The organism is Pseudomonas crudilactis (assembly GCF_013433315.1).
In the GTDB taxonomy this organism is placed as follows: Bacteria; Pseudomonadota; Gammaproteobacteria; order Pseudomonadales; family Pseudomonadaceae; genus Aquipseudomonas; species Aquipseudomonas crudilactis.
The window spans coordinates 43,989-65,968 of the sequence record NZ_WXVV01000017.1 but is presented as its reverse complement, the minus strand read 5'-3'; the positions used below and the strand labels follow the sequence as shown (position 1 = coordinate 65,968).

The window sequence follows — 21,980 nt, the reverse complement described above, 5'->3', positions numbered from 1 at the left end:
CAAAATCTGAGCTCGGCTCAGGAATTGCCAAGGGTTGAGGGGCAAGGGAGCAGATATTGGTGCTTTTCAAAACCTGAGTTCGACTGAGGAGTTTCAAGTCGGTGTACCTCGACCATCCACCTCGGTCAGTCCCCTCTCCCTCTGGGAGAGGGCTAGGGTGAGGGGCTTTTAAGGATCGATACCCAACTCGTGTTTGACCAGACCGAGCAACTTGCCCGTATCAATCGGCTTGAGCAGAAAATCCACCACGCTCAAATGCATCGCCGCAATCGCATCCTTCACATCGGCATCACCGGAAACAATGATGATCGGCATCGCCGCCCGTACCGATTCGCGTACTTGCCGTATCAGTTCAAGCCCACCGACGTGGCCCATGCGCAAATCGGTGATGACCAGCCCGATCGAAGGCTTTTCTTCAAGCATCTTCAACGCTGTCTCACCACTGGCTGCAGTCATGCAACGAATGCCATCCAACGCAAGAATCTCCGACAACAGCTCACGAGCATCCTTGTCGTCGTCAACGATCAATACACGCTGCGGCGGCAGATCAGGTTCGAGCATGACTGCACTGAGCGCTTCCCGCTCGGCATCGCTCAAAATATCGTGGTCGGACATGGCGTTCTCTAAATGTTCAAAACAATCCCTTGGCAAGTGGTCAGACATCGCTGGGCAGAGCTTCAATGTGCACTTCGTCGGATTTTTTTCCAAGGGGGTAGACCAGGGAATTTCCGACTGTTTGCGTAGGGCATCTCCGAAACTGCACCAATGGTGGCAAAACCTAGACTTACGTCCAATGGGCACCCTGCCCGCAGGGGTCGACCATGGCTGCAACGATCCGACAACAACAATTCGTAAAAGACTGCGGTAATGGTTATGAGTAAAGCGGACGCCTTCACCCAGGCAGGGAAAACCGCGGTATTGCAGAACATTCAGGGCACCCTGCAATTCCTCCAGCGCTTCCCGCCCTTCAATCAGATGGAACACGCCCACCTGGCTTATCTGGTGGAGCAATGTCAGCTGCGTTTCTACGGCCAGGGCGAGAGCATCATCAAACCCGCCGACGGCCCGGTCGAACATTTCTATATCGTCAAACAAGGTCGGGTGGTTGGCGAACGCCAGCACATCACCAAACCCGGCACCGAAACCACGTTTGAAATCACCACCGGCGAATGCTTTCCGCTGGCGGCACTGCTCGGTGAACGCGCGACCCGTACCGAACATCTGGCGGGCGAAGACACCTTCTGCCTGCAACTGAACAAACTGGCGTTCATCAAGCTGTTCGCCCTCTCCAACGCCTTTCGCGATTTCGCCTTGCGCGGGGTCAGCAGCCTGCTTGATCAGGTCAATCAGCAAGTGCAGCAGAAAGCCGTGGAAACCCTCGGCACGCAGTACTCGCTGAACACCCGCCTGGGCGAATTGGCGATGCGTCACCCGGTGACCTGCAGCCCCGACACGCCGTTGCGTGAGGCGGTAAAGTTGATGCACGAGCAGCAGGTCGGCAGCATCGTTGCGGTGGATGAACACAGGGCACCGCTGGGCATTTTTACCCTGCGCGATCTGCGCCATGTCGTGGCTGAAGGCGTCGGCAATTTCAGTGAAGCCATCGAGCAACACATGACGCCCGCGCCCTTCTATCTGTCGCCGGATCACAGCGCGTTCGATGCGGCGATTGCCATGACCGAACGGCACATTGCGCACGTCTGTCTGGTCAAGGATCAGCGCCTGTGTGGCGTGGTTTCCGAGCGCGATCTGTTCTCGCTGCAACGGGTCGACCTGGTGCATCTGGCCCGGACGATCCGCAGCGCCCAGCGTGTCGAACAACTGGTGAGTCTGCGCGGCGAGATCGGCCAACTGGTTGAACGCATGCTCGCTCACGGGGCCTCTTCGACGCAGATCACCCACATCATTACCCTGCTCAACGATCACACCGTGTGCCGGGTGATCGAACTGACCCTCGCGGAAAAAGGCGACCCCGGTGTGCCATTCAGCTGGCTGTGTTTCGGCAGCGAAGGTCGCCGCGAGCAGACACTGCACACCGATCAGGACAACGGCATTCTGTTCGACGCGCGAGACGCGGCGCATGCCGCGGAGATTCGCGGCAAGCTGCTGCCGATTGCCCAGCAGATCAACCAGAGTCTGGCGCTGTGCGGCTTCACCCTGTGTAAAGGCAACATCATGGCCGGCAATCCCGAGCTGTGTTTGTCGCGAGCGGAATGGGCACGGCGTTTTGCAGCTTTTATTCGAGAAGCGACGCCGGAGAATCTGCTCGGGTCGAGTATTTATTTCGACCTGCGCGTGGTCTGGGGTGATGAACAAGGTTGTGAACAACTGCGCCGGGGCATTCTTGATCAGGTCGGCGACAACCGCTTGTTCCAGCGCATGATGGCCGAGAACGCTCTGCGCAACCGTCCACCGGTGGGGCGTTTCCGCGAGTTTGTCCTGGCGCGCAAGAACGGCGAGAAAGCCACGCTGGATCTCAAGGTTCAAGGCCTGACGCCGTTTGTGGACGGCGCACGCTTGCTGGCGTTGGCCAACGGTATCGACGCCAACAACACCCTTGAGCGCTTCCGTCAGTTGGTCGAAAAAGAAGTCATCGAGCGTCTGGATGGTGCGGCGTATGAAGAGGCCTATCACTTCATTCAGCAGACGCGCATGCAACAGCATCAACTGCAGACGCGGGAGAACCTGCCCTATTCCAACCGCGTCGACCCGGACAGCCTCAATCATCTCGACCGGCGCATCCTGCGTGAATCGTTGCGCCAGGCTCAGCGCCTGCAAAGCAGCCTGACCTTGCGGTATCAGCTATGAGCCTGTTCTCGTGGCTGCGCCCGGCCAGTCCGGTGCTGTCAGCGGATTTGCAGCAGCGTCTGGCCAAGTTGCCGGCGATCACCGAGCTGAGCGAATGCACGCTGCGCGAACAGCGCTGGGTGGTGCTGGACCTGGAAACCACCGGACTCAACCTGAACAAGGATCGCGTGCTGTCGATTGGTGCGGTGGTGATCGCGGATGGCGCGATCGATTTCAGTCAGCAGTTCGAGCGCACGCTGCAGTGTCGCGAATTGAAGCTCAGCCCCAGCGTGTTGATTCACGGCTTGGGGCCGAATGCGATTGCGGCGGGCAGTGAACCGGCCGAGGCGTTGCTGGAGTTGCTGGAGTTTATTGGCGACAGCCCGGTATTGGCGTTTCATGCACCGTTTGATCAGCACATGCTTGGGCGCGCGTTGAAGGAGCATTTGGGGCACAAGTTGCAGCAGGTGTTTCTCGATGTCGCCGACATCGCCCCGCTGGTTTGCCCGCAGGCGCAGATCCGTGAGGCAGGGCTGGATGAGTGGATTGAGTGGTTCAAGCTTGAGGTGTTCGAGCGGCATAACGCGAGTGCCGATGCGCTGGCTACGGCGGAGTTGGCGTTGATTCTGTTCAGCCGGGCGCGGGGGCAGCAGATTCATAGTCCGTTGAACTTGCAGCAGCGGTTGAGTCAGTGGAAGCGGCGGCAGCAGGTGCCTTCTTTTTAGAAGCACCCTCACCCCAGCCCTCTCCCGGAGGGAGAGGGGGCCGACCGTGGTGTCGGAAGCCTCACATCGACCTGAAAGACCGAGTGGATTATGGATTCGCTGAAAATCGTTCAGCTCGGTGTACCTCCAGAATATCCCCCGATCAGTCCCCTCTCCTTCTGGGAGAGGGCTAGGGTGAGGGCCAGCCTTTAAACGCCCACCTGACCAGTGGCCAATTGCTAACCATTCCCACCTCTGCCACAATCGCGAACAATTCGCGTTAGTTAACATTTCCCAATCGGTGATGTCCGGTGTCGTCAGTCCCAAGCCCTAACAGTGAGCTCGTCGGTGCGATGTATCGCGACCATCGCGGTTGGCTGCTGGCATGGCTGCGGCGCAATGTGGCGTGCCCGCAGCGCGCCGAAGACCTGAGCCAGGACACCTTTGTGCGTCTGCTCGGTCGCGACGAAATGCTGACACCGCGCGAGCCGCGTGCCTTTCTGGTGGCAATCGCCAAAGGCTTGCTGTTTGACTACTTCCGCCGCGCGGCGCTGGAACAGGCCTACCTCACCGAACTGATGCTGATCCCCGAAGGCGAACAACCTTCGGTGGAAGAACAGCAAATGATCCTCGACGACCTCAAAGCCATCGACCGCTTGCTCGGCAAATTGTCGACCAAGGCCCGCGCCGCTTTCCTTTATAACCGCCTCGACGGCCTCGGCCATGCCGAGATTGCCGACAAGCTCGGCGTTTCGGTGCCGCGTGTGCGCCAGTATCTGGCGCAAGGCATTCGGCAGTGCTACATCGCCCTGTACGGTGAGCCGACGTGAGCCCGGCCAGTTCCAGACCGGTGCCGGCGCATGTGCTGGACGCGGCGATTGCCTGGCAACTGACCCTCGATTCGAGCAGTCCGCTGGAGCGCGAAGAGTTCGCCAAATGGCATGCGGCCAATGAAGAACACGCCCGCGCCTGGCGCCAGTTGGGCATGCTCGACCAGCGTTTCAGCGTGGCCAAAGGCCCGGCTCGCAGTGCCTTGCTGCAATCGCGCGAGGGCATTCGCCGCCGCGTGCGCAAACTTGGCAGTGGGCTGGCCAGCGTTGTGGTGCTGGTCGGTGCGGGGCTGTTTGCCAGTGAACGGTTTTTACCGCTGGACTACTGGCTCGCCGATCAACGTACCGCTACGGGTGAGCAACGCACCGTGCGCCTGGCGGACGGCACTGTTTTGAATCTGAACACTCACAGTGCGGTGGATGTGCGCTTCGATGACAAGCGCCGATTGATCGTGTTGCAAGAAGGCGAAATTCTCGTCGAGACCGGGCATGGCGATGCGCGGCCCTTCATCGTTGAAACCCGCGAAGGCAGCATGCGCGCCTTGGGTACGCGGTTTCTGGTCAAGCGTGAAGACGAAGGCACGCGTCTGAGCGTGTTGCAGTCGGCGGTCGCGGCGCACCCACAATCCAACCCTGAAGAGCAAATCCTCCATGAAGGCCAGCAAGTGCTGTTGCGCAGTGACGGGTTGGGCTCGATTGTCGCGCTCAATCCCGGCGCCGATGCCTGGACGCGCGGCATGCTGGTGGTGGATAACGCGCGCCTGAGCGATCTGGTGCATGAACTGGGGCGTTATCGTCGCGGGCATCTGGGCGTGGCGCCGGAAGTGGCGGATTTGCGGATTACCGGCAGCTTCCCGCTGCATGACACCGACAAAGCCCTGAGCGCATTGCTGCCGACCCTGCCGGTGCAGATCGAGCGGCATACGCCGTATTGGGTGACCGTCGCGAAGGCGGATATCAAGCCTGAGTAGTGTGGCGCCTGACAAATTGCCTTCGCGAGCAAGCTCGCTCCCACAGGGAAACGCATTCCAATGTGGGAGCGAGCTTGCTCGCGAAAGGGCCATTCGACGCGCGATATAAGTCCGCTCAAACGCGTCAATCAGCAGCATTCAAACTTTAATCGAAATTATTTTCATCCAGCCCTATCACTTTCTGCTTTTCATCCGGCACAGAGGCAATTGAGAAATATTTCCATTCAGGAGCCGCCGTATGTCCCGTTCGCTAGACACCTTGTTGCGCCCCAGTCTGCTGGCCGTCGCCATTGCGCTCAGCGCCCCGCTGATCAGCAGTCCGTTGCTCGCCGCTGAACAAGCGTCCAGCGTGCGTGCCTACAACCTGCCAGCGGCGCCACTGTCGACCACCCTGAACCAGATCGCCAGCCAGGGCGGCATTGCGCTGTCGCTGAATCCATCGCTGGCGGCGGGAAAGACCTCAGCACCGGTGAACGGCCAGTACGACGCGGCTGGCGCTCTGCGCGCGGCGCTGCGCGGCACCGGTCTGCAACTGGAACAAAGCAGCACCGGCACCTACACCCTCGTGGCCGTGCCTGAAGGAACGCTGGCCCTGCCGGAAACTTCCGTCATCGGTGTGGAAAACTTCGAAAGCGCCTGGGGCCCGGTCGAAGGCTACACCGCCACCCGCACCGCTGCTGGCAGCAAGACCGACACCGCACTGGTCGAAGCACCGCGTTCGATCTCCGTCGCGACCCGTCAGCAAATGGACGACCGCAGCGTGCACAGCCTCGACGACGCGGTGCGCTACATGCCGGGCATCACCGCCAGCAGCTACGGCAGTGACACCCGCGCCGACTGGCTGCGTGTGCGTGGTTTCGAACCGACCCAGTTCCTCGACGGCCTGCCGCTGCCGAAAGGCGTGTACGCCAACCCGAAACAGGAAACCTGGAACCTCGACCGCCTCGCCCTGCTGCGCGGCCCGGCCTCCTCGGTTTACGGCCAGACCCCACCGGGCGGCCTGCTCGACATGGTCAGCCGTCGCCCAAGCGCTGAAGCCAGCAACGAAATCCAGCTGCAATACGGCAGCGACAACCACCGCCAGATCAACTTCGCCAGCACCGGCAAGATCGATGACGCCGGCCAGTTTCTCTATGGCCTCAGCGGTGTGGTGCGCGACAGCGACACGCAGATTGATCATATTGAGAACAAGCGTTACAACATTGCGCCAAGCTTGACCTGGAACATCGACGAGGACACTAAACTCACCTTTTTGAGTCAGTTCACCCGCGACGATACCGGCATCACCAGCCAGTTCCTGCCGATTCAGGGCACCAAAATCAAATCGCCGTTCGGTGATATTTCCCACCACAAAAATCTTGGCGACCCAGACTGGGAATACTACGATCGCACCTACTACGCATTGGGGTATGCATTTGAAACCCGCCTGAACGATGTGTGGCAGTTCAAGCAAAACCTGCGATACACCAAATCCGATCTTTCCTTCCAGGCTTTGACAGTTGGCGCCTACGCGTTCAACCCGGTTGATGCCGAAGGCAACGTTGGCCGTACTAGCACCTCTGTCGACGAAGACATCAGCCAGTTCGCCGTAGACAACAACTTCCAGGCCGATTTCGCCACTGGTGACGTTCGCCACACCCTGTTATTGGGTCTGGATCACCAGCGAAATAACGCTAACTTTCTCTCCATCTATGGCGACGGTTTAAAAACCAACGTCAACAATCCGATCTATGGCCAACCCATCATCCGCCCGGATCGCTCGGCGGCTTATCTGGACTACAACCAAAAGACCAACCAGACCGGCCTATACGTGCAGGATCAAATGGCCCTCGACCAGTGGCGCCTGACGCTAGGCGGCCGTGAAGACTGGGTTCATACCAGCACCCTCTTCAACAAAACTGATGCAACAAACACCGATCGCGACAAGCACTTCAGCGGCAACGCGGCGATCAGCTATGTGTTCGATTCGGGCTTCGTACCTTACCTTTCGTACGCTGAATCCTTCCAGACCACCGCCGGCGCGGACGCCAGCGCCACGGGTTCGCTCAAACCGACCGAAGGCAAGCAGTGGGAAATGGGCGTCAAATACCAGCCGCCAGGCAGCAAAACCCTGTTGACTGCTGCGGTGTATGACCTGACACAGAAAAATGTCGCGGTCACCACTACCGTCGGTAATACGCCAATCACCAGCCAGACTGGTGAGGTGAAAGTAAAAGGCTTGGAGCTGGAAGCTACATCCGACCTCACAGACAATCTGAAAGTGATCGCTGCCTACACGTTGGCCAAGTCCGAAGTGCAAAAAGGTGACTTCAAAGGTAATCGTCTTCAATTGATGCCTAACCAGCAAGCGTCGTTGTGGACTGATTACACATGGCATGCCGGTATGCTCGATGGTTTCGGCGTCGGCGGCGGTGTTCGTTACACAGGCAACACCTACGGCGATCAAGCCAATACCTGGCTGGGCAAAGCGGATGCCTACACCGTGTTCGATGCCTCCGTGCATTACGACCTCGGCCGTTTGGACAACAGCCTCAAAGGCGCGTCGCTCGCACTGAATGCGACCAACCTGTTCGACAAGGATTACATTTCCACCTGCGACAGCTACAACTGCTACTACGGCGACCAGCGCAGTGTCGTCGCCAGCGCCACTTACAAGTGGTAAGCGATTGAGCTGAAACAGGCCCTGTTACCTGGCCGTCCCTCGTGGACGGCTTTGGTGTTTTTGAAGGTCATGAAATGAAAAGTAAAACAATCCGCCGCTGGTCGTTCATACACACCTGGACCAGCCTGGTTTGCACTGTGTTTCTGCTGATGCTGGCCTTGACCGGTTTGCCGCTGATTTTCCATCACGAGATCGAACATCTGCTCGGCGATGCGCCCGAAGTGCGCGAGATGCCGGCCGACACGCCGCGGCTGAATCTGGCGCAGCTGGTCGAGGCCGCCGAAAAGCATCGCCCCGATGAGGTCGTGCAGTACTTCGGTTTCGATGACGATGAGCCGAATGCCGTGCTGACGATCATGGCGAAAACCGCCGGCACCGAACCGAACTCCTCGCACACCTTCATGCTCGACGCACGTACCGGTGAAGCGCTGGAAACCCCATCGGCCAATGGCGGCTTGATGCTGTTTATCCTGCGCCTGCACGTCGACATGTTCGCCGGGCTGCCGGGCAAATTGCTGCTGGCGTTCATGGGGCTGCTGTTTGTCGTGGCCATCGTGTCCGGAACGGTGCTGTATTTGCCGTTCATGCGCCGCTTGAAGTTCGGCACGGTGCGGCAGGATAAATCCACCCGCCTGCGCTGGCTCGACCTGCATAACCTGATCGGTGTTGTCACCCTGACCTGGGCGCTGGTGGTCGGCGTGACCGGTGTGATCAGCGCCTGCGCCGACCTGCTGATCGCTGCCTGGCGCAATGACGCACTGACTGCGCTGATCGAACCGTATCGCGATGCGCCACCGCTGACCCACTTGGCGCCGGCCACACGTTTGCTCGACATCGCTGCTGAAGTTGCGCCGGAGATGAAACCGGATTTCATTGCCTTCCCCGGCACACGCTTTTCCAGTGAACACCATTACTCGGTGTTCATGAAGGGCGGCACGCACCTGACTTCGCATCTGCTGACGCCAGTGCTGATCGATGCGACCACGCTGCAGGTCACCGCCGTGGCCGAACGGCCGTGGTACATGGACGCCATGGGCATGTCGCAGCCGTTGCACTTTGGTGACTATGGCGGCATGCCGATGAAAATTCTCTGGGCCACACTCGATGTGCTGACCATTATTGTGCTCGCCAGTGGCGTGTATTTGTGGGTAGTGCGGCGCAAAGCAGCGAAGCCTGTGCTGGAAACGGCGGAGGCGTCTGCATGAAGCCGCGTCAGTCGAGTTTCTGGAAAGTCTTCAGCACGCCGATCGTGATTGCGCTGCTCAGTGCAGCGGGGTTGTTTGCGGCGTTGCTGGGGGATGGGATTTGGGATGCGTTGAGCTGGGTTGGGCTGGGTGTCCCGGCCGTTCTGGCGATCAGGGGATTGCTGCAGCGTAGGTAATATTTGCATTGCCTGAGATGGCCCCTTCGCGAGCAAGCTCGCTCCCACATTTGAAATGCGTTCCCCTGTGGGAGCGAGCTTGCTCGCGAAGGCGACAGTGAATACACCATCAATTCCTCGCCAGCCTCGCCGCATCTGGCTAGGCTAACCACCTGCTCTTCGACGATCACCGAGGTTTGCCAATGTCCGCCCCCAGCATGACCCTGTACCACAACACGCTCTCTCCGTTCGTGCGCAAAGTGATGGTGTTGCTGCACGAAACCGGCCAGCAGGATCGCGTGGCCTTGCAAGATTGCGTGCTCAGCCCGGTCAGCCCGAGCGCCGAGCTCAATCTCGACAACCCGCTGGGCAAGATTCCCGCGCTACGTCTGGCCGACGGCAATGTCATCCATGACAGCCGGGTGATCCTCGAATACCTCGACCAACAACACGTCGGCAATCCGCTGATCCCGCGCGAAGGCGCGGCTCGCTGGCGTCGCCTGACCCTCGCCTCAATGGCTGACGGGATCATGGATGCGTCAGTGATGGTGCGTTATGAAATGGTCCTGCGCGCGCCGGAAAAACATTGGGACGAATGGCTCGAAGCCCAGCGCGACAAGATCCGCCGCGCCCTTGCGGTGTTGGAAAAGGATGCGATTGCCGAGCTGACCAGCCATTTCGATGTGGCGGCGATCAGCGTGGCCTGCGCCTTGGGTTATCTCGATTTGCGCTTTCCGGACCTGGGCTGGCGTGACGCCAATCCGCAACTGGCCAACTGGTTCTTTGAAGTGAGTCAGCGACCGTCCATGATCGCCACGATGCCCAAGCCTTAAATCGGCGGCGCCTGTTCCGGCCTCTTCGCGAGCAGGCTCGCTCCCACGTTGTTTTTGGGTATGGCAGAAATCTCTGTTCCAACACCAATCCTGTGGGAGCGAGCCTGCTCGCGAATGCACCACCTCGGTTCCGGCGGCAGCGCTGCAAAAATCAGTGTCACCAAAACCTCTACCTCCCGCTGATCTTCACGCAACCCGCTCATTGCATCGCCCCCACATCAAACTCCAACGGCTTGCCCGGCTTCTGCCCGATCCCGTACCAGTCCAGTTTGCGCGTCAACACCATGAACACACCGAGCAGACCGAACAGCAACAATGAGCCCATCAGCAACGCGTAATCCTCAGCGCTCAGTAATCCATAAAGCAGGCCATACAACGCCGCCAGTCCCGCCGAAAAACTCAAACCGTGGCGCACACTGCGCAGCACGTGGCAGACGTAAAACCCGATCAACAGCACACAGGCACTGGCTGACAACAGATACGCCAAGGCAAACCCGATGTGCTCCGACAACGACAGCAGCAACAGATAAAAGAACGCCAGCGCCACACCCACCAGCGCGTATTGCACCGGGTGCACGGCCAGGCTCTTGAGCACTTCGAACAGGAAGAAACCGGCGAACGTCAGGACGATGAACAGCAGCGCATATTTGATCGCCCGGTCACTCTTCAGGTACTGATCCACCGGATCGATGAAGCTCACGCCGAAGCTGCGACCGTTGAATGCCTCGCAATCATTGCCGCTCACGCAACGGCTCATGGCGTCTTGCAGGTTGGTGGAGAAAAACGTGGTCTGCCAATCGGCGCTGAAACCTTGATCATTGATCTCACGTTTGCCCGGCAGGAAATTGCCGATGAAACTTGGATGCGGCCAATTCGCCGTGAGGCTGACGCTGCTGCTCTTGCCCACCGGCAGTACCTGCAACGAACCGGTGCCTTGCAGGCGCAAATCGAAACCGAAGCTCAGTTCCGTGGTTTTACTGGTGTCGAGCAGCGGCAGCGTCACTCGCACGCCTTCGCCGAGCCAGCCCACTTGAGTTCCCGGCACGAAGTCCAGACGCTGGCCGTCGAGTTCCAGTTTCAGGGCATTTTCAATGCCGCGAATGTCGCTGATACCGACGGCGAGAAACGGTGCATCGAACTGGTAGTCGCTGAAGTCTTCCTTGATGCCCAACTGTGCAGGCAATGAGAAATGGCCATTGATGCGATTGTCGGCATGGAACAACCGCGCTTCATAAATGCCCCGCGCACGCAGTTCGGTTTGCACCTGACCATCGAGTTCGAAACGCTCCGGCAGGAAATACAGACGACCGCGCTCTTCACTCGGCTCGTCGTAGCGCTGATTGGTTTTGTCGTTGGTTTTCCAGTTGTGAATCACTTTGCGATACGGCACCACCATCACCGGGCCGCTCAGTTGCTGGCTGTAGCTGGAGCTGCGGGCGATGTCTTCAAGCACGCCGTCGCGCAGCTGTTGGCGCTCGTCGATGACGCCGTCGATCATCAGCAACGGGATCAGCAACAGCAGGATCAGCACGGCGATGGCGCCGAGCTTTATCGTCAGATTCTTGTTCATGGGACTCTCCCTGTTTGGATGGGGAGAGTCTGGTGGTGCTGTATGAGGGGAATATGGGGGGATTATGGAGATTGTGTGGAGACTGTTCAGGCCCCTTCGCGAGCAAGCTCGCTCCCACATTGGATCTGCGTCGTTCACAAATCCCCTGTGGGAGCGAGCTTGCTCGCGAAGGCAACGACTCGATATCAAGGCAAGCGCAATGTCACCTCAACACCGCTTTCAACATTGCGAATCTGCATCGCCCCACCATGCAACTTGACCACTTCTTCAACGAAGTTAAGGCCCAACCCCGTACTTTTTCGCCCACTGTCCGGGCGCGGCAATGAGTAGAAGCGCTCAGTCAAACGCGGCAAAGCGTAGTCAGGAATCGCCGCCGTTTCATTGAACAATCGAAATTCGATCTGCTCGCCAACCCGCTCGGCACCAAACCGCAGCTTCCCCTCAACCGGGGTGAAATCCAGCGCATTTTCCAGCAGATTACCCAACGCCTGACGCAACAGAAACGGCTCGCCAATCAGCAGCAGATCCGGCGCGATCGTCTGCTCGACCCGCAACTGTTTGCCTTCAATCCGCGCCGCCTGCCCTTGCAACAGCTCATCAACCAAAACCGCCAGCGGCACAACGACCCGTTCTTCCAGTCCCTGACGTTGCTCGACCTGCGCGAGATTCAGTAACCGTTCGATCAACTGCTGCATCCGCGCACTTTCACTGTCGATATTGCCGACAAAGCGCAGTCGCTGAACCGGCGGCATGTCTCCTTGCAGCAACTCCGCCGCACCACGAATCGCCGCCAGCGGACTTTTCAGTTCATGGGTCAGCGTGTGCACATAGCGCTCAACGTACGCCTTGCCTTCCAGTTGCGTGCGCATCTGCTCAACCGCTGTGGCCAGTTGCTCCAGCTCACCGCCGCGATAGTGCGGCACTTCCACCCGCCGGCCTTCGCTCACCGCTTGGGCATAACCGGTCAAACGGTGCAGCGCGCGGCTCAGCCACCACGACAGCAAGGCGCCAAAGAGCAGACCGAGTCCGATCAGACCTGCTCCGTAAAACAGCAAACGCCGCTCGGTGCGATCAACATAGGGCTGCAAAGAGCTGTTGGGTTTGGCCACGGTGACCACACCGATGATCTGGCCGTTGTCGCGGATCGGCGCGCCGACGTGCATCACCGACGAACTCGCCTCATCCGGGTCGCTGCGGCTCGAACGCGCGCCATATTCACCGCGCAGGGTCAGGTAGACATCGTTCCAGCGCGAGTAGTCCTGCCCCACGGCCACGCCACTGGAATCGAGCACCACAATGCCCTTGGCGTCAGTCACGTAAATGCGGTGGTTGACCTGATTTTTCGGCAAGCCCCAAATCGTCGCTTGCGGCTGACGATCACCATACGCGCGCAGCAATTCAGGCCAGCGGTTCTCGCTGAGGGTGCCGGCCTTGAAATCGTCCCGCAGGATTTCCGCCATCAGGTTGGCGGTATCGACCAGGGTTTCTTCGGTGGACTGGCGCACGCCGGGGCGGATTTCTTCCATCACCGTGTTGAGCACAAAATAACCGGTGAGGCCGACAAACAGCACATACACCAGAAAGATCCGCAGCCCCAGTGACATCAGCTGTGCCCCGGGCTGTAGCTGTAACCGAGGCCGCGATGGGTCTGGATCGGCTCGGCGTCGGCGCGGACCAGACGCAATTTGGCGCGCACGCTTTTGATATGGCTGTCGATGCTGCGTTCATAACCGGCGTCGGCCGCTACGCCGAGGGCATCAAGCAATTGCTCACGACTGAACACTCGCTCGGGTTGTTCGAGCAGGCATTGCAGCAGACGGAATTCGTGACGGGTCAGGGTCAACGTCTGGCCGCGATAAATGATTTGAATCCGCTCCGGATCGATACGAAACAGCGCTGAACTGGCTTCAATCGCAGGACGCGGCGCCATGCGCTTGAGGATGGCCTTGACCCGCGCCGCCACCTCTCGAGGACTGAACGGCTTGACCACATAGTCGTCAGCGCCAATTTCCAGACCCACCACGCGATCAATCTCGGCATCGCGGGCGCTGAGGAACAGCACCGGGACTTCGCTGAAGCGCCGCAACTGCTTGCAGGTCTCGAAACCGCTGATGTCCGGCAGGCCGATGTCGAGGATGATCAGATCGGCCGGCGTTTGTCGCTGATGCTCCAGCGCCGCCGCGCCGAGGCTCAGCCACGTGGTAGTGAAGCCCTCGCCCTGCAAGGCAAAAATCAGCGTGTCGGCAATCGCCGCTTCGTCTTCGACAATCAGGATATGAGGCATGGCGTCCGAGCCCATAGGTTAAGTGCGCGAACGGTGCCCCAAGCCTGACGTTACGTCAATGAGACCACTTGGCTCAGCAGTCCGGCTTGTCAGCCGTGAAGCGCCGCGCCGGGTTCACTGCCGCGCCGAATTCACGCAAGGCTTTGGCACCGATCAGCAACGGGTAATTGAAGTTGCTGCGGTCGGTCAGGTTGACCTCAACGGTACGCTTGACGTTACCCAGGCACAGCTCCAGATCGACCACCGGGCGCTTGGCGACTTCGGTGCTTTCGCCCTCGTCTTCTTCATCCGAACGGCTCTTGATCTTGCTGATGCGCGCGACCTTGTGTTCGTAGACCTTGTTGCTGGCGTCCTTGGTGCCGAGGCGGAACCGCACCCATTCGTCGCCATCACGGGTGAAGGTCTCGATGTCTTTGGCCGACAGCGAGGCGGTCAGTGCGCCGGTGTCCATCTTGGCCTTGAGCACTTCACCGCCGATTTCCGGCAGCGCGATGTATTCGTAGCGCCCGTACAGGGTCGGCTCGGCGGCCATGACCGGCAGGGCGACGAGGGCAAACAGTGCAAGGAGGGATTTCACGTAAGGGGCTTCCTTGGAAAATGAGGGCGGCAGACTGGGATTTTAGACACCCATTGATTCATTCGTTCGCCTTGAAATTGCTTTCGCGAGCAGGCTCGCTCCAACAGGGTTTTGTACTGAGCACACATTTTTAATGCACCTGAATCCAGAGTGGGAGCGAGCCTGCTCGCGAAGAGGCCAGCACATTCAACACAGCGCTTGAGCAAAGCATACCCAGCCAAAAGTGAAACATTCGTCACCAGCGATTTGGCCTGCCGCGCGAAGCTGCTTATCATGACGCGCCCATCCGTTTGCAAAGAGTTGCTTATGCGCCGCCTGCTCACCGGCTGTTTCGTCACCCTGCTGCTGTTGCTCAACACCCTGATCCTGATCGGGCCGTTGCTGGTCTTCGCCCTGCTCAAACTGGTCGCGCCGGGCCGCTGGCGCGATTACGCGTCGGGCGCGGTAATGTGGATCGCCGAGACCTGGGCCGAGATCGACAAGCTGATTTTCCGCCTGTGCATCCCCACCCAATGGGACATTCGCGGCGGCGAAGATTTACGCGGCGACACCTCGTATCTGGTGGTCAGCAACCATCAGTCGTGGGTCGACATTCCGGCGCTGATCCAGACGCTGAACCGGCGCACGCCGTTCTTCAAATTCTTCCTCAAGAAAGAACTGATCTGGGTACCGTTTCTGGGGCTGGCGTGGTGGGCGCTGGATTACCCGTTCATGAAGCGCTACACCAAGGCATTCCTGGCGAAGCACCCGGAGCTGGCCGGCAAGGATCTGGAAATCACCAAGCAGGCCTGCGAGCTGTTCAAGCGTCAGCCAGTGACCGTGGTCAATTATCTGGAAGGTACGCGCTACACCGCTGCGAAAAGCGCGCAGCAGCAATCACCGTTCAACCACTTGCTCAAGCCCAAGGCTGGCGGCGTAGCGTTCGTGTTGGCGGCGATGGGTGAACAACTGGATGCGATTCTCGATGTGACGGTGGTTTATCCACAGGCGAAAATCCCGGGTTTCTGGGATTTGATCAGCGGCAACGTGCCGCGCGTGATCGTTGATATCAAGACCCGCGACCTCGACCCGGCGTTGTGGCAGGGCGATTACGAGAATGATCCGGCGTTTCGCCAGACGGTCCAGAGCTGGGTCAACCAGCTCTGGAACGAGAAGGATCAGCGCATCGCCGAACTGCGCAGCGAGCGCCGCTGAATCAGCTACCGGTGCCAGCGCCCCAGATGCTGCCCAGGCTTTGCAGCAGCGGGCCGCCAACGCCCTGATCACCCAGATACTTGAGCAGCACCGGGGCAAACTGGCCGACCATGCCGCTGTCCATGCCCAAGGCACCAAAGGCATTGTTCAGGTCATTGGTGTCCTTGACGTTGCCCAGCGCATTTTCCAGACCGGCTGATTTACCGGACTGACCGAGCAACCCGCTCAACGCCGCCAGATTGCCGCTACCGCCCGACAGCTTGTCGATGCCCGGCACCTCTTTGGCCAACTGCGAATAATCGGTGCTGCTCAATTGGTTCTTTGCCAGGCCCAGCATCGCACTGGTGCCGCCGACGGCTTGCTGCGGGGTAACGCCCAGGCCAGTGACGGCTTGCAGCAGACCGGCGGTTTCCGAGGTCGGTGCGGCGGCGGTGGCAGCGTTGCCACCCTGCATGCTCGAAGCCGCCTTGGTCACGTCGTCCAGACTGAAACCGGCGAACACCGGGCTGGCCGCAAGGGTCATCAGTGAAGCCAAGGCAATACCGCGTGAAATCTTCATTCAGACATCCTCTTGCGCTGTGAAAACCACCCGTTGAACGGGCAGTGAAACTGCCGGTTTGACCGGGTATCCGCCGGCATGTTCCGGCGCGGCGCATCCATATTCATCCGGCCTGCGTATATAAAACGTGAAATCCCGGACACCCTCGCGATGAATGGCACAACCGCTGTCGCTGAACTAGCCTGTGAACAGTCCGAGCCCAGCCCTCGTCGCTCGACCTTTGCCTGGAGAGTCGTCATTTCCATCGCCGACACCGATCAGCTGCGACAGCTGCTGGCCCAGTGTGCACTGGGTGATCGTCGCGCCTTCGAAACGCTGTACCGCAGCGTCGGCCCGCGTCTGCACGGCGTGGCCCTGCGTTTTATGGGCCGCACCGATCTGGCCGAGGAAGTGCTGCAGGAAAGCTTCGTGCGCATCTGGAACAACGCCTCGCGCTACGAAGCGCACCTGTCGGCGCCGTTGACGTGGATGATCAACATCACTCGCAATCAGGCCATCGATCAATTGCGCAAACACCGTGACCGGCCGCTGACTGATCTCGAACAGGACGCCCTGCCGGACGAGAGTCCTTCAGCGCATGATCAGTTGAACAGCGCCCGCGAGGCTCAGACGTTGAACCGCTGTCTGGACACCCTTGAAAGCATGCAGCGCCAATCGATCACCGTGGCCTACTTTCAGGGATTGTCATGCACGGAACTGGCCGAACACCTGGCCACGCCGCTGGGCACGGTGAAGTCGTGGATTCGCCGTGGCCTGGAACGTCTGCGTCGGTGCCTTGAATCATGAACTACCAGACCCCAGCCCTACGCCGCGCCCTAGCTGCCGATTACGCGATCGGGTTGATGGCTGCGCCTGCGCGGCGGCGGTTTGAACAATTGCTGCTGGACGACGCTGTGTTGCGAGCTGAACTGGCGCAATGGCAGGAAAGCCTCGCCTCTCTCACCGAAGCGCTGCCGGAACATCCCGTGCCCGACCGAGTGTGGCAAGGCATTACCGCGCGGATCGAACCGCAAGTGCTGCATGTGCCCGAGAAGCGGCCGTTCTGGAACTGGCTACGGGTTACCGCTGCGCTGTGTTCGATCGTGTTGCTGGTCTTCCTCGGCTCGCTGTACAACCGCGACGACGCCCGCTACCGCGCCACCCTGCTGACCGCCGATGCGCAACCGGCGCTGAAGGTCGAAGCGCATGCGGATTATCTGCAGGTCGAGCCGCTGACGCTGGCGGCGGTTGATGCGGATCGCAGCCTTGAACTGTGGGCGATTCCGGCTGATGGAAAACCGATCTCGCTGGGGGTGATTCCGGCGGGGGGCAAAGGCAAGGTTGAGCTGAACGAGGTGCAGAAAGCGTTGATCGGTAAACCGATTGCGCTGGCAGTAAGTCTTGAGCCTAAAGGTGGTTCGCCGACCGGGCAGCCGACTGGACCGGTGTTGTACCAAGGGGCCTTGGCGGGCCTGTAAAGCAAAGCCCCTCACCCTAGCCCTCTCCCAGAGGGAGAGGGGACTGACCGAGGGATATTGACGCAATACGCCGACGTGGAAGACTTGCGTTGAATCCATAGTCGACTCGATCTTTCAGGTCGATATACGACGCAAGACACCTCGGTCGGCCCCCTCTCCCTCGGGGAGAGGGCTGGGGTGAGGGTAGCTTTTGATCAATCACAAACTTCTTCGGCACGCCCGCATCGAAGCTCCCACAGGACCTCAAACCCGCGAAACAACCGATGGCGATCTTTTTTAGATCGTTAATTGCTTGTCGTGAAAATCAATATTTCAAAAAGAACTGGACACCTGTCAGATCTGACAGGTGTCCAGCGATCCGGGCTGGAATAGGCTGCTGGTGTGTCAATTGTTCGAAGAAAGCGAGGTGCAATTAACGGTCATTCAACGGGAGATACGGTGATGGAAAAGCAACTCAGTCCGCTCGATCAACTGCTCGAATCAGATGTCCCACCGATCATCTTTTGCATCAGCCCGGACGATCCGATCATCAAACACATCAAAGCGGGGCAGAAGGTTACTTATGACCTTAAGCGCGGTGATAACGGAAAAAACTACGCGGTAAACATTCAAATCGAAGACGACTGACAGGCTGGAAAATCAATACGGCAACATGTGTGAAATGAAGTTCTTCATAAATAGACAGGAAGCAAGGACATGACACAAGCATCAAGCGGAAAACCAAGAAAAAACGGCACGGTTAAATGGTTTAACGACGAAAAAGGCTTTGGTTTTATTACACCGGACGGTGGCGGTGATGACCTCTTCGTCCATTTCAAGGCGATCGAATCCGATGGATTCAAATCCTTAAAAGAAGGGCAAAAAGTTTCTTTCGTTGAAGAAAAGGGGCAAAAAGGACTACAAGCCGAGCAAGTCCGCCCTGAATGAACCATAAACAAAAAAACGGCGACCCTGAGGTCGCCGTTTTGTATTGCGCTTAAACGTTACGCCGCACTGAACAACTTATGCGGATCAATCACAAACTTCTTCGGCACGCCCGCATCGAACTCGCCATACCCTTCCGGTGCCTGATCGAGGCTGATCACTTGCACGCCCACCACTTCGGCGATGTTGATGCGATCCCACATGATCGCCTGCATCAACTGACGGTTGTACTTCATCACTGGGGTCTGCCCGGTGTGGAAGCTGTGCGACTTGGCCCAGCCCAGACCGAAGCGAATGCTCAGGCTGCCCATTTTCGCGGCGGCATCCACGGCGCCCGGATCTTCAGTGACGTACAGGCCCGGAATACCGATCTTGCCGGCGACACGCACCACGCCCATCAGTGAGTTGAGCACGGTGGCGGGAGCCTCGGCTTTCACGCCGTCGTGGCCGTGGCCGCGTGCTTCGAAGCCGACGCAGTCCACCGCGCAATCCACTTCCGGCTCGCCGAGCAGTGCGGCGATCTGTTCGTGCAGCGGCGTGTCCTTGGACAGGTCGACGATTTCAAAACCCTGGGATTTGGCGTGAGCCAAGCGGATGGTGTTGACGTCGCCGACGATCACCACCGCCGCACCGAGCAAACGCGCAGAGGCAGCGGCGGCCAGACCGACCGGACCGGCGCCGGCAATGTACACGGTACTGCCCGGGCCAACGCCCGCCGTGACCGCACCGTGGTAACCGGTCGGGAGGATGTCGGAGAGGCAGGTCAGGTCGCGGATTTTCTCCATGGCCTTGTCGCGATCCGGCAGTTTCAGCAGGTTGAAGTCGGCGTACGGCACCAGCACGTACTCGGCTTGACCACCGGTCCAGTCGCCCATGTCGACGTAGCCGTAAGCGCCACCGGCACGGGCCGGGTTGACGGTCAGGCAGACGCCGGTGTGTTGCTCCTTGCAGGAACGGCAGCGCCCGCAAGCCACGTTGAACGGTACGGAGACCAGGTCGCCGATTTTCAGGTTTTCGACGTCGGAGCCTTTTTCGATCACCTCGCCGGTGATCTCGTGGCCCAGGACCAGACCGGTCTGCGCCGTGGTACGGCCGCGCACCATGTGTTGGTCGGAGCCGCAGATATTGGTGGAAACCACTTTGAGAATGACCCCGTGCTCGATCTTGCGACCGCGCGGGTCCTGCATTTTCGGATAGTCGATTTTCTGTACTTCGACCTTGCCAGCGCCGAGATACACCACACCACGATTGCCAGACATGCTTTCACCTCGCTGTTGTTTTTATGGAACCGCGATGCCCAGGCAGGCAGCGCGTTGAGTGCTCGGGTAGTGCTTGTTGGTTTTGCGTTGTCAGTTATGGCCCTATCGCGAGCAGGCTCACTCCTACACTGGAATGCGTACCCCTTGTAGGAGTGAGCCTGCTCGCGATAGCTATCTAAAGAACGACCGTGCGATTGGCGTTGAGAAACACCCTCCGCTCAATGTGATACCCAACCGCCCGCGCCAGAGTCAGGCCTTCAATATCGCGCCCCTTGGCAATCAGATCCTCGGGGTAATGACTGTGATCCACCGCCTCGACGCCTTGAGCAATGATCGGCCCTTCATCCAGATCGTTATTGATGTAATGCGCCGTCGCGCCCACCAGTTTCACACCCTTGTTGTACGCCTGGTGATACGGCTTGGCGCCCTTGAAACCCGGCAACAGCGAGTGATGAATGTTGATCGCCTTGCCATCGAGCTTGCGGCACAGCTCCGGTGACAGTACCTGCATGTAGCGGGCGAGGATCACCAGTTCGGCGCCGGACTCTTCGATCACCTGCCACACCTGACGCTCCTGCGACGGCTTGTCGTTGGGGTCGAGGGGGAAATGGTAGTAGGGAATCTGGTGCCAGTCGGCCAGCGGTTTCAAATCCGGGTGATTGGAGACTACCGCCGCGACGTCCATCGACAACTGGCCGATGCGCTGGCGGTAGAGCAGATCGTTGAGGCAGTGATCGGCCTTGGAAACCATGATCACCACTTTTGGCCGGTAGTTCGGCGCGGTCAGCTCGAAGATCATGCCGAAGGCCTGACCGCGTTCGGCTAAGCCTGCGCGGAAGGATTGTTCGTCGAAACCGTCGGGCTGGCGGAATTCCACGCGAATGAAGAAACGCCCGGAGAGACGGTCATCGAACGAGTGGTGCTCGGTGACGTAGCAGCCCTGCTCGAACAGAAAACGCGTCACCGCGTCCACGGTGCCGAGGACGCTGGGGCAGTCGGCGGTCAGAATCCATGTGTCTGGGGCGCGGCTCATGGTGCGGTGACTCCTGTTCTTTGTGCGGGGTGTCAGGGGGATTTCCCCCCCTCACCCTAGCCCTCTCCCGGAGGTAGAGGGGACTGACCGAGGTGTTGTTTCGAGCTACGCCGACCTGAAATATCGCGGGTGAATATAGATCACAAAAACACCCGAGATCGGCTCCCTTTCCCCCAGGGGGAGAGGGCTGGGGTGAGGGGGTAGCTCTTGATCTTTCAGGCCTGAACGCTCAACCCGTACTCAGCCGAAGCATCCTGCAACCACAACCACCAGTAATCCGAAAAGCTACGACGAATCAGCAATTCCCAGGTGTCTTCAGCGGTATGGCGAATCATCAGCTGCGATTTGGCGAACACCGTGCCGACCGCTTTACCGACCGGGAAGTTGTTCGGGTGCACGTCGTAGCTGGTGGATTTCATCAGCACCTGACGTACGTTCGGCCCGCTCAATTCGAGCACTTGCTGGCCGCCGCTGACGTTGACGATTGCGATGTGCCGATCGCCCAGCGCTTCGCGCAGTTTCTGTTCGGCAGCGAACTCTTCACCGCTTGGCACGATCAGCAGCCACTCGTCCGGGCCCATCCATTGCAGGCTGGTTTCGCCTTTGACGATAACGCTCAGCGCGCCGGGCAGTTCGATGCCCAGGGCCTTGTGGACACCGGCGGCGAACGCGGCATCGTGGCCATCGCCACGGATGGTCAGGTGGCCGAGGAGTTTTTTCTCACGCACGATCACGCCGGCGTTCTTGCGGCCCTTGCCGACCAGGCTGGCGAGGTCGGCATGGTGCAGCGACGACTCGGCACGGGCCCCGGTGGTTGGGCGTTGTTGGTAAACATTGGCTGTGGTCATAAAGCACCTTTATCAATTCTGTTGGTTCCGGCCCTTGTGGTGGCTGTGACTCCGCCTTCGCGAGCAAGCTCGCTCCCACACTGGACTGATGCCTGACACAAATCCCATTAACAACCCAGAACCTGTGG

The 21,980-nt window shown here is 59.3% G+C and carries 22 protein-coding genes; 13 read left to right on the top strand and 9 right to left on the bottom strand.

Features of this window, described 5'->3' with window-relative positions:
* Window positions 1–168: 168 nt before the first annotated feature.
* On the bottom strand, window positions 169–615 hold the full coding sequence (locus tag GTU76_RS19065) for a response regulator (protein ID WP_016983746.1): 447 nt from the start codon (window positions 613–615) through the stop codon (window positions 169–171).
* Window positions 616–873: 258 nt separating this feature from the next.
* Here GTU76_RS19065 and GTU76_RS19060 point away from each other — a divergent pair, with 258 nt between their 5' ends.
* The 8 genes from GTU76_RS19060 (at window position 874) to GTU76_RS19025 (ending at window position 10,147) form a co-directional block, all read left to right on the top strand.
* Entirely contained in the window at window positions 874–2,808 is a 1,935-nt protein-coding gene (locus tag GTU76_RS19060) for a putative nucleotidyltransferase substrate binding domain-containing protein (protein WP_343057564.1), read from the top strand.
* Window positions 2,805–3,512, top strand: coding sequence for a 3'-5' exonuclease (locus GTU76_RS19055; RefSeq protein WP_016983744.1), 708 nt, complete (start codon window positions 2,805–2,807; stop codon window positions 3,510–3,512). Before GTU76_RS19060 ends, GTU76_RS19055 begins: the two co-directional genes overlap by 4 nt.
* A gap of 332 nt (window positions 3,513–3,844) precedes the next feature.
* Window positions 3,845–4,321 carry an RNA polymerase sigma factor gene (locus tag GTU76_RS19050; protein WP_219342205.1) on the top strand — a complete coding sequence of 159 codons (477 nt, stop codon included), beginning with the start codon at window positions 3,845–3,847 and terminating at the stop codon, window positions 4,319–4,321.
* Window positions 4,318–5,292: a FecR domain-containing protein gene (locus GTU76_RS19045; protein ID WP_016983742.1), complete on the top strand. Its 975-nt coding sequence runs from the start codon at window positions 4,318–4,320 to the stop codon at window positions 5,290–5,292. Before GTU76_RS19050 ends, GTU76_RS19045 begins: the two co-directional genes overlap by 4 nt.
* Before the next feature lie 238 nt (window positions 5,293–5,530).
* Window positions 5,531–7,954: a TonB-dependent siderophore receptor gene (locus tag GTU76_RS19040; protein ID WP_180699330.1), complete on the top strand. Its 2,424-nt coding sequence runs from the start codon at window positions 5,531–5,533 to the stop codon at window positions 7,952–7,954.
* A 74-nt stretch (window positions 7,955–8,028) separates the two neighbouring features.
* Window positions 8,029–9,159, top strand: coding sequence for a PepSY-associated TM helix domain-containing protein (locus GTU76_RS19035; RefSeq protein WP_180699329.1), 1,131 nt, complete (start codon window positions 8,029–8,031; stop codon window positions 9,157–9,159).
* Window positions 9,156–9,335 carry a hypothetical protein gene (locus tag GTU76_RS19030; RefSeq protein WP_016983739.1) on the top strand — a complete coding sequence of 60 codons (180 nt, stop codon included), beginning with the start codon at window positions 9,156–9,158 and terminating at the stop codon, window positions 9,333–9,335. The genes GTU76_RS19035 and GTU76_RS19030 overlap by 4 nt, the downstream gene beginning before the upstream one ends.
* A gap of 182 nt (window positions 9,336–9,517) precedes the next feature.
* Window positions 9,518–10,147: a glutathione S-transferase gene (locus tag GTU76_RS19025; protein WP_095126234.1), complete on the top strand. Its 630-nt coding sequence runs from the start codon at window positions 9,518–9,520 to the stop codon at window positions 10,145–10,147.
* Between the two features lie 199 nt (window positions 10,148–10,346).
* Here GTU76_RS19025 and creD read toward each other — a convergent pair whose 3' ends face one another.
* From creD to rloA2, 4 genes are all read right to left on the bottom strand, one after another.
* A complete protein-coding gene (creD, locus tag GTU76_RS19020) occupies window positions 10,347–11,717 on the bottom strand; it encodes a cell envelope integrity protein CreD (protein ID WP_180699328.1) in 1,371 nt (456 codons plus the stop codon).
* 185 nt (window positions 11,718–11,902) lie between these two features.
* A complete protein-coding gene (creC, locus tag GTU76_RS19015; RefSeq protein ID WP_180699327.1) occupies window positions 11,903–13,321 on the bottom strand; it encodes a two-component system sensor histidine kinase CreC in 1,419 nt (472 codons plus the stop codon).
* Window positions 13,321–14,001, bottom strand: coding sequence for a two-component system response regulator CreB (gene creB, locus GTU76_RS19010; RefSeq protein ID WP_180699326.1), 681 nt, complete (start codon window positions 13,999–14,001; stop codon window positions 13,321–13,323). The genes creC and creB overlap by 1 nt, the downstream gene beginning before the upstream one ends.
* A gap of 73 nt (window positions 14,002–14,074) precedes the next feature.
* On the bottom strand, window positions 14,075–14,578 hold the full coding sequence (gene rloA2, locus GTU76_RS19005) for a retropepsin-like aspartic peptidase RloA2 (protein WP_007909997.1): 504 nt from the start codon (window positions 14,576–14,578) through the stop codon (window positions 14,075–14,077).
* 306 nt (window positions 14,579–14,884) lie between these two features.
* Here rloA2 and GTU76_RS19000 point away from each other — a divergent pair, with 306 nt between their 5' ends.
* Window positions 14,885–15,772, top strand: coding sequence for an acyltransferase (locus GTU76_RS19000; protein ID WP_180699325.1), 888 nt, complete (start codon window positions 14,885–14,887; stop codon window positions 15,770–15,772).
* A gap of 1 nt (window position 15,773) precedes the next feature.
* On the opposite strand, the gene GTU76_RS18995 is transcribed toward GTU76_RS19000, so the two are convergent.
* Complete coding sequence (locus GTU76_RS18995; RefSeq protein WP_007909995.1) at window positions 15,774–16,331, bottom strand: DUF2780 domain-containing protein; 558 nt, start codon at window positions 16,329–16,331, stop codon at window positions 15,774–15,776.
* A gap of 150 nt (window positions 16,332–16,481) precedes the next feature.
* Between GTU76_RS18995 and GTU76_RS18990 the strand changes: the two genes are divergently transcribed.
* From GTU76_RS18990 to GTU76_RS18975, 4 genes are all read left to right on the top strand, one after another.
* Window positions 16,482–17,117 carry an RNA polymerase sigma factor gene (locus GTU76_RS18990; RefSeq protein ID WP_180699324.1) on the top strand — a complete coding sequence of 212 codons (636 nt, stop codon included), beginning with the start codon at window positions 16,482–16,484 and terminating at the stop codon, window positions 17,115–17,117.
* A complete protein-coding gene (locus GTU76_RS18985; protein ID WP_175555500.1) occupies window positions 17,114–17,788 on the top strand; it encodes an anti-sigma factor in 675 nt (224 codons plus the stop codon). The genes GTU76_RS18990 and GTU76_RS18985 overlap by 4 nt, the downstream gene beginning before the upstream one ends.
* A gap of 441 nt (window positions 17,789–18,229) precedes the next feature.
* The gene (locus GTU76_RS18980; protein WP_016983730.1) at window positions 18,230–18,415 is read left to right on the top strand and encodes a hypothetical protein; all 186 of its coding nucleotides are present in this window, start codon (window positions 18,230–18,232) and stop codon (window positions 18,413–18,415) included.
* 69 nt (window positions 18,416–18,484) lie between these two features.
* Entirely contained in the window at window positions 18,485–18,715 is a 231-nt protein-coding gene (locus tag GTU76_RS18975) for a cold-shock protein (RefSeq protein ID WP_016983729.1), read from the top strand.
* A gap of 56 nt (window positions 18,716–18,771) precedes the next feature.
* On the opposite strand, the gene fdhA is transcribed toward GTU76_RS18975, so the two are convergent.
* The 3 genes from fdhA to GTU76_RS18960 form a co-directional block, all read right to left on the bottom strand.
* Entirely contained in the window at window positions 18,772–19,971 is a 1,200-nt protein-coding gene (gene fdhA / locus GTU76_RS18970; RefSeq protein ID WP_034155015.1) for a formaldehyde dehydrogenase, glutathione-independent, read from the bottom strand.
* A 175-nt stretch (window positions 19,972–20,146) separates the two neighbouring features.
* Complete coding sequence (purU, locus tag GTU76_RS18965) at window positions 20,147–21,004, bottom strand: formyltetrahydrofolate deformylase (RefSeq protein WP_008086918.1); 858 nt, start codon at window positions 21,002–21,004, stop codon at window positions 20,147–20,149.
* A gap of 215 nt (window positions 21,005–21,219) precedes the next feature.
* Window positions 21,220–21,852: a sarcosine oxidase subunit gamma gene (locus GTU76_RS18960; protein ID WP_180699323.1), complete on the bottom strand. Its 633-nt coding sequence runs from the start codon at window positions 21,850–21,852 to the stop codon at window positions 21,220–21,222.
* Window positions 21,853–21,980: the final 128 nt, after the last annotated feature.

Excerpts from the sequence above, each read along its gene's own strand:
- GTU76_RS19065 (WP_016983746.1), bottom strand. The coding sequence starts at position 615 with ATGTCCGACCACGATATTTTGAGCGATGCCGAGCGGGAAGCGCTCAGT.
- GTU76_RS19060 (WP_343057564.1), top strand. The coding sequence starts at position 874 with ATGAGTAAAGCGGACGCCTTCACCCAGGCAGGGAAAACCGCGGTATTG.
- GTU76_RS19055 (WP_016983744.1), top strand. The coding sequence starts at position 2,805 with ATGAGCCTGTTCTCGTGGCTGCGCCCGGCCAGTCCGGTGCTGTCAGCG.
- GTU76_RS19050 (WP_219342205.1), top strand. The coding sequence starts at position 3,845 with ATGTATCGCGACCATCGCGGTTGGCTGCTGGCATGGCTGCGGCGCAAT.
- GTU76_RS19040 (WP_180699330.1), top strand. The coding sequence starts at position 5,531 with ATGTCCCGTTCGCTAGACACCTTGTTGCGCCCCAGTCTGCTGGCCGTC.
- GTU76_RS19035 (WP_180699329.1), top strand. The coding sequence starts at position 8,029 with ATGAAAAGTAAAACAATCCGCCGCTGGTCGTTCATACACACCTGGACC.
- GTU76_RS19030 (WP_016983739.1), top strand. The coding sequence starts at position 9,156 with ATGAAGCCGCGTCAGTCGAGTTTCTGGAAAGTCTTCAGCACGCCGATC.
- GTU76_RS19025 (WP_095126234.1), top strand. The coding sequence starts at position 9,518 with ATGTCCGCCCCCAGCATGACCCTGTACCACAACACGCTCTCTCCGTTC.
- creD (WP_180699328.1), bottom strand. The coding sequence starts at position 11,717 with ATGAACAAGAATCTGACGATAAAGCTCGGCGCCATCGCCGTGCTGATC.
- creC (WP_180699327.1), bottom strand. The coding sequence starts at position 13,321 with ATGTCACTGGGGCTGCGGATCTTTCTGGTGTATGTGCTGTTTGTCGGC.
- creB (WP_180699326.1), bottom strand. The coding sequence starts at position 14,001 with ATGCCTCATATCCTGATTGTCGAAGACGAAGCGGCGATTGCCGACACG.
- GTU76_RS19000 (WP_180699325.1), top strand. The coding sequence starts at position 14,885 with ATGCGCCGCCTGCTCACCGGCTGTTTCGTCACCCTGCTGCTGTTGCTC.
- GTU76_RS18995 (WP_007909995.1), bottom strand. The coding sequence starts at position 16,331 with ATGAAGATTTCACGCGGTATTGCCTTGGCTTCACTGATGACCCTTGCG.
- GTU76_RS18990 (WP_180699324.1), top strand. The coding sequence starts at position 16,482 with ATGAATGGCACAACCGCTGTCGCTGAACTAGCCTGTGAACAGTCCGAG.
- GTU76_RS18985 (WP_175555500.1), top strand. The coding sequence starts at position 17,114 with ATGAACTACCAGACCCCAGCCCTACGCCGCGCCCTAGCTGCCGATTAC.
- GTU76_RS18980 (WP_016983730.1), top strand. The coding sequence starts at position 18,230 with ATGGAAAAGCAACTCAGTCCGCTCGATCAACTGCTCGAATCAGATGTC.
- GTU76_RS18975 (WP_016983729.1), top strand. The coding sequence starts at position 18,485 with ATGACACAAGCATCAAGCGGAAAACCAAGAAAAAACGGCACGGTTAAA.
- fdhA (WP_034155015.1), bottom strand. The coding sequence starts at position 19,971 with ATGTCTGGCAATCGTGGTGTGGTGTATCTCGGCGCTGGCAAGGTCGAA.
- purU (WP_008086918.1), bottom strand. The coding sequence starts at position 21,004 with ATGAGCCGCGCCCCAGACACATGGATTCTGACCGCCGACTGCCCCAGC.
- GTU76_RS18960 (WP_180699323.1), bottom strand. The coding sequence starts at position 21,852 with ATGACCACAGCCAATGTTTACCAACAACGCCCAACCACCGGGGCCCGT.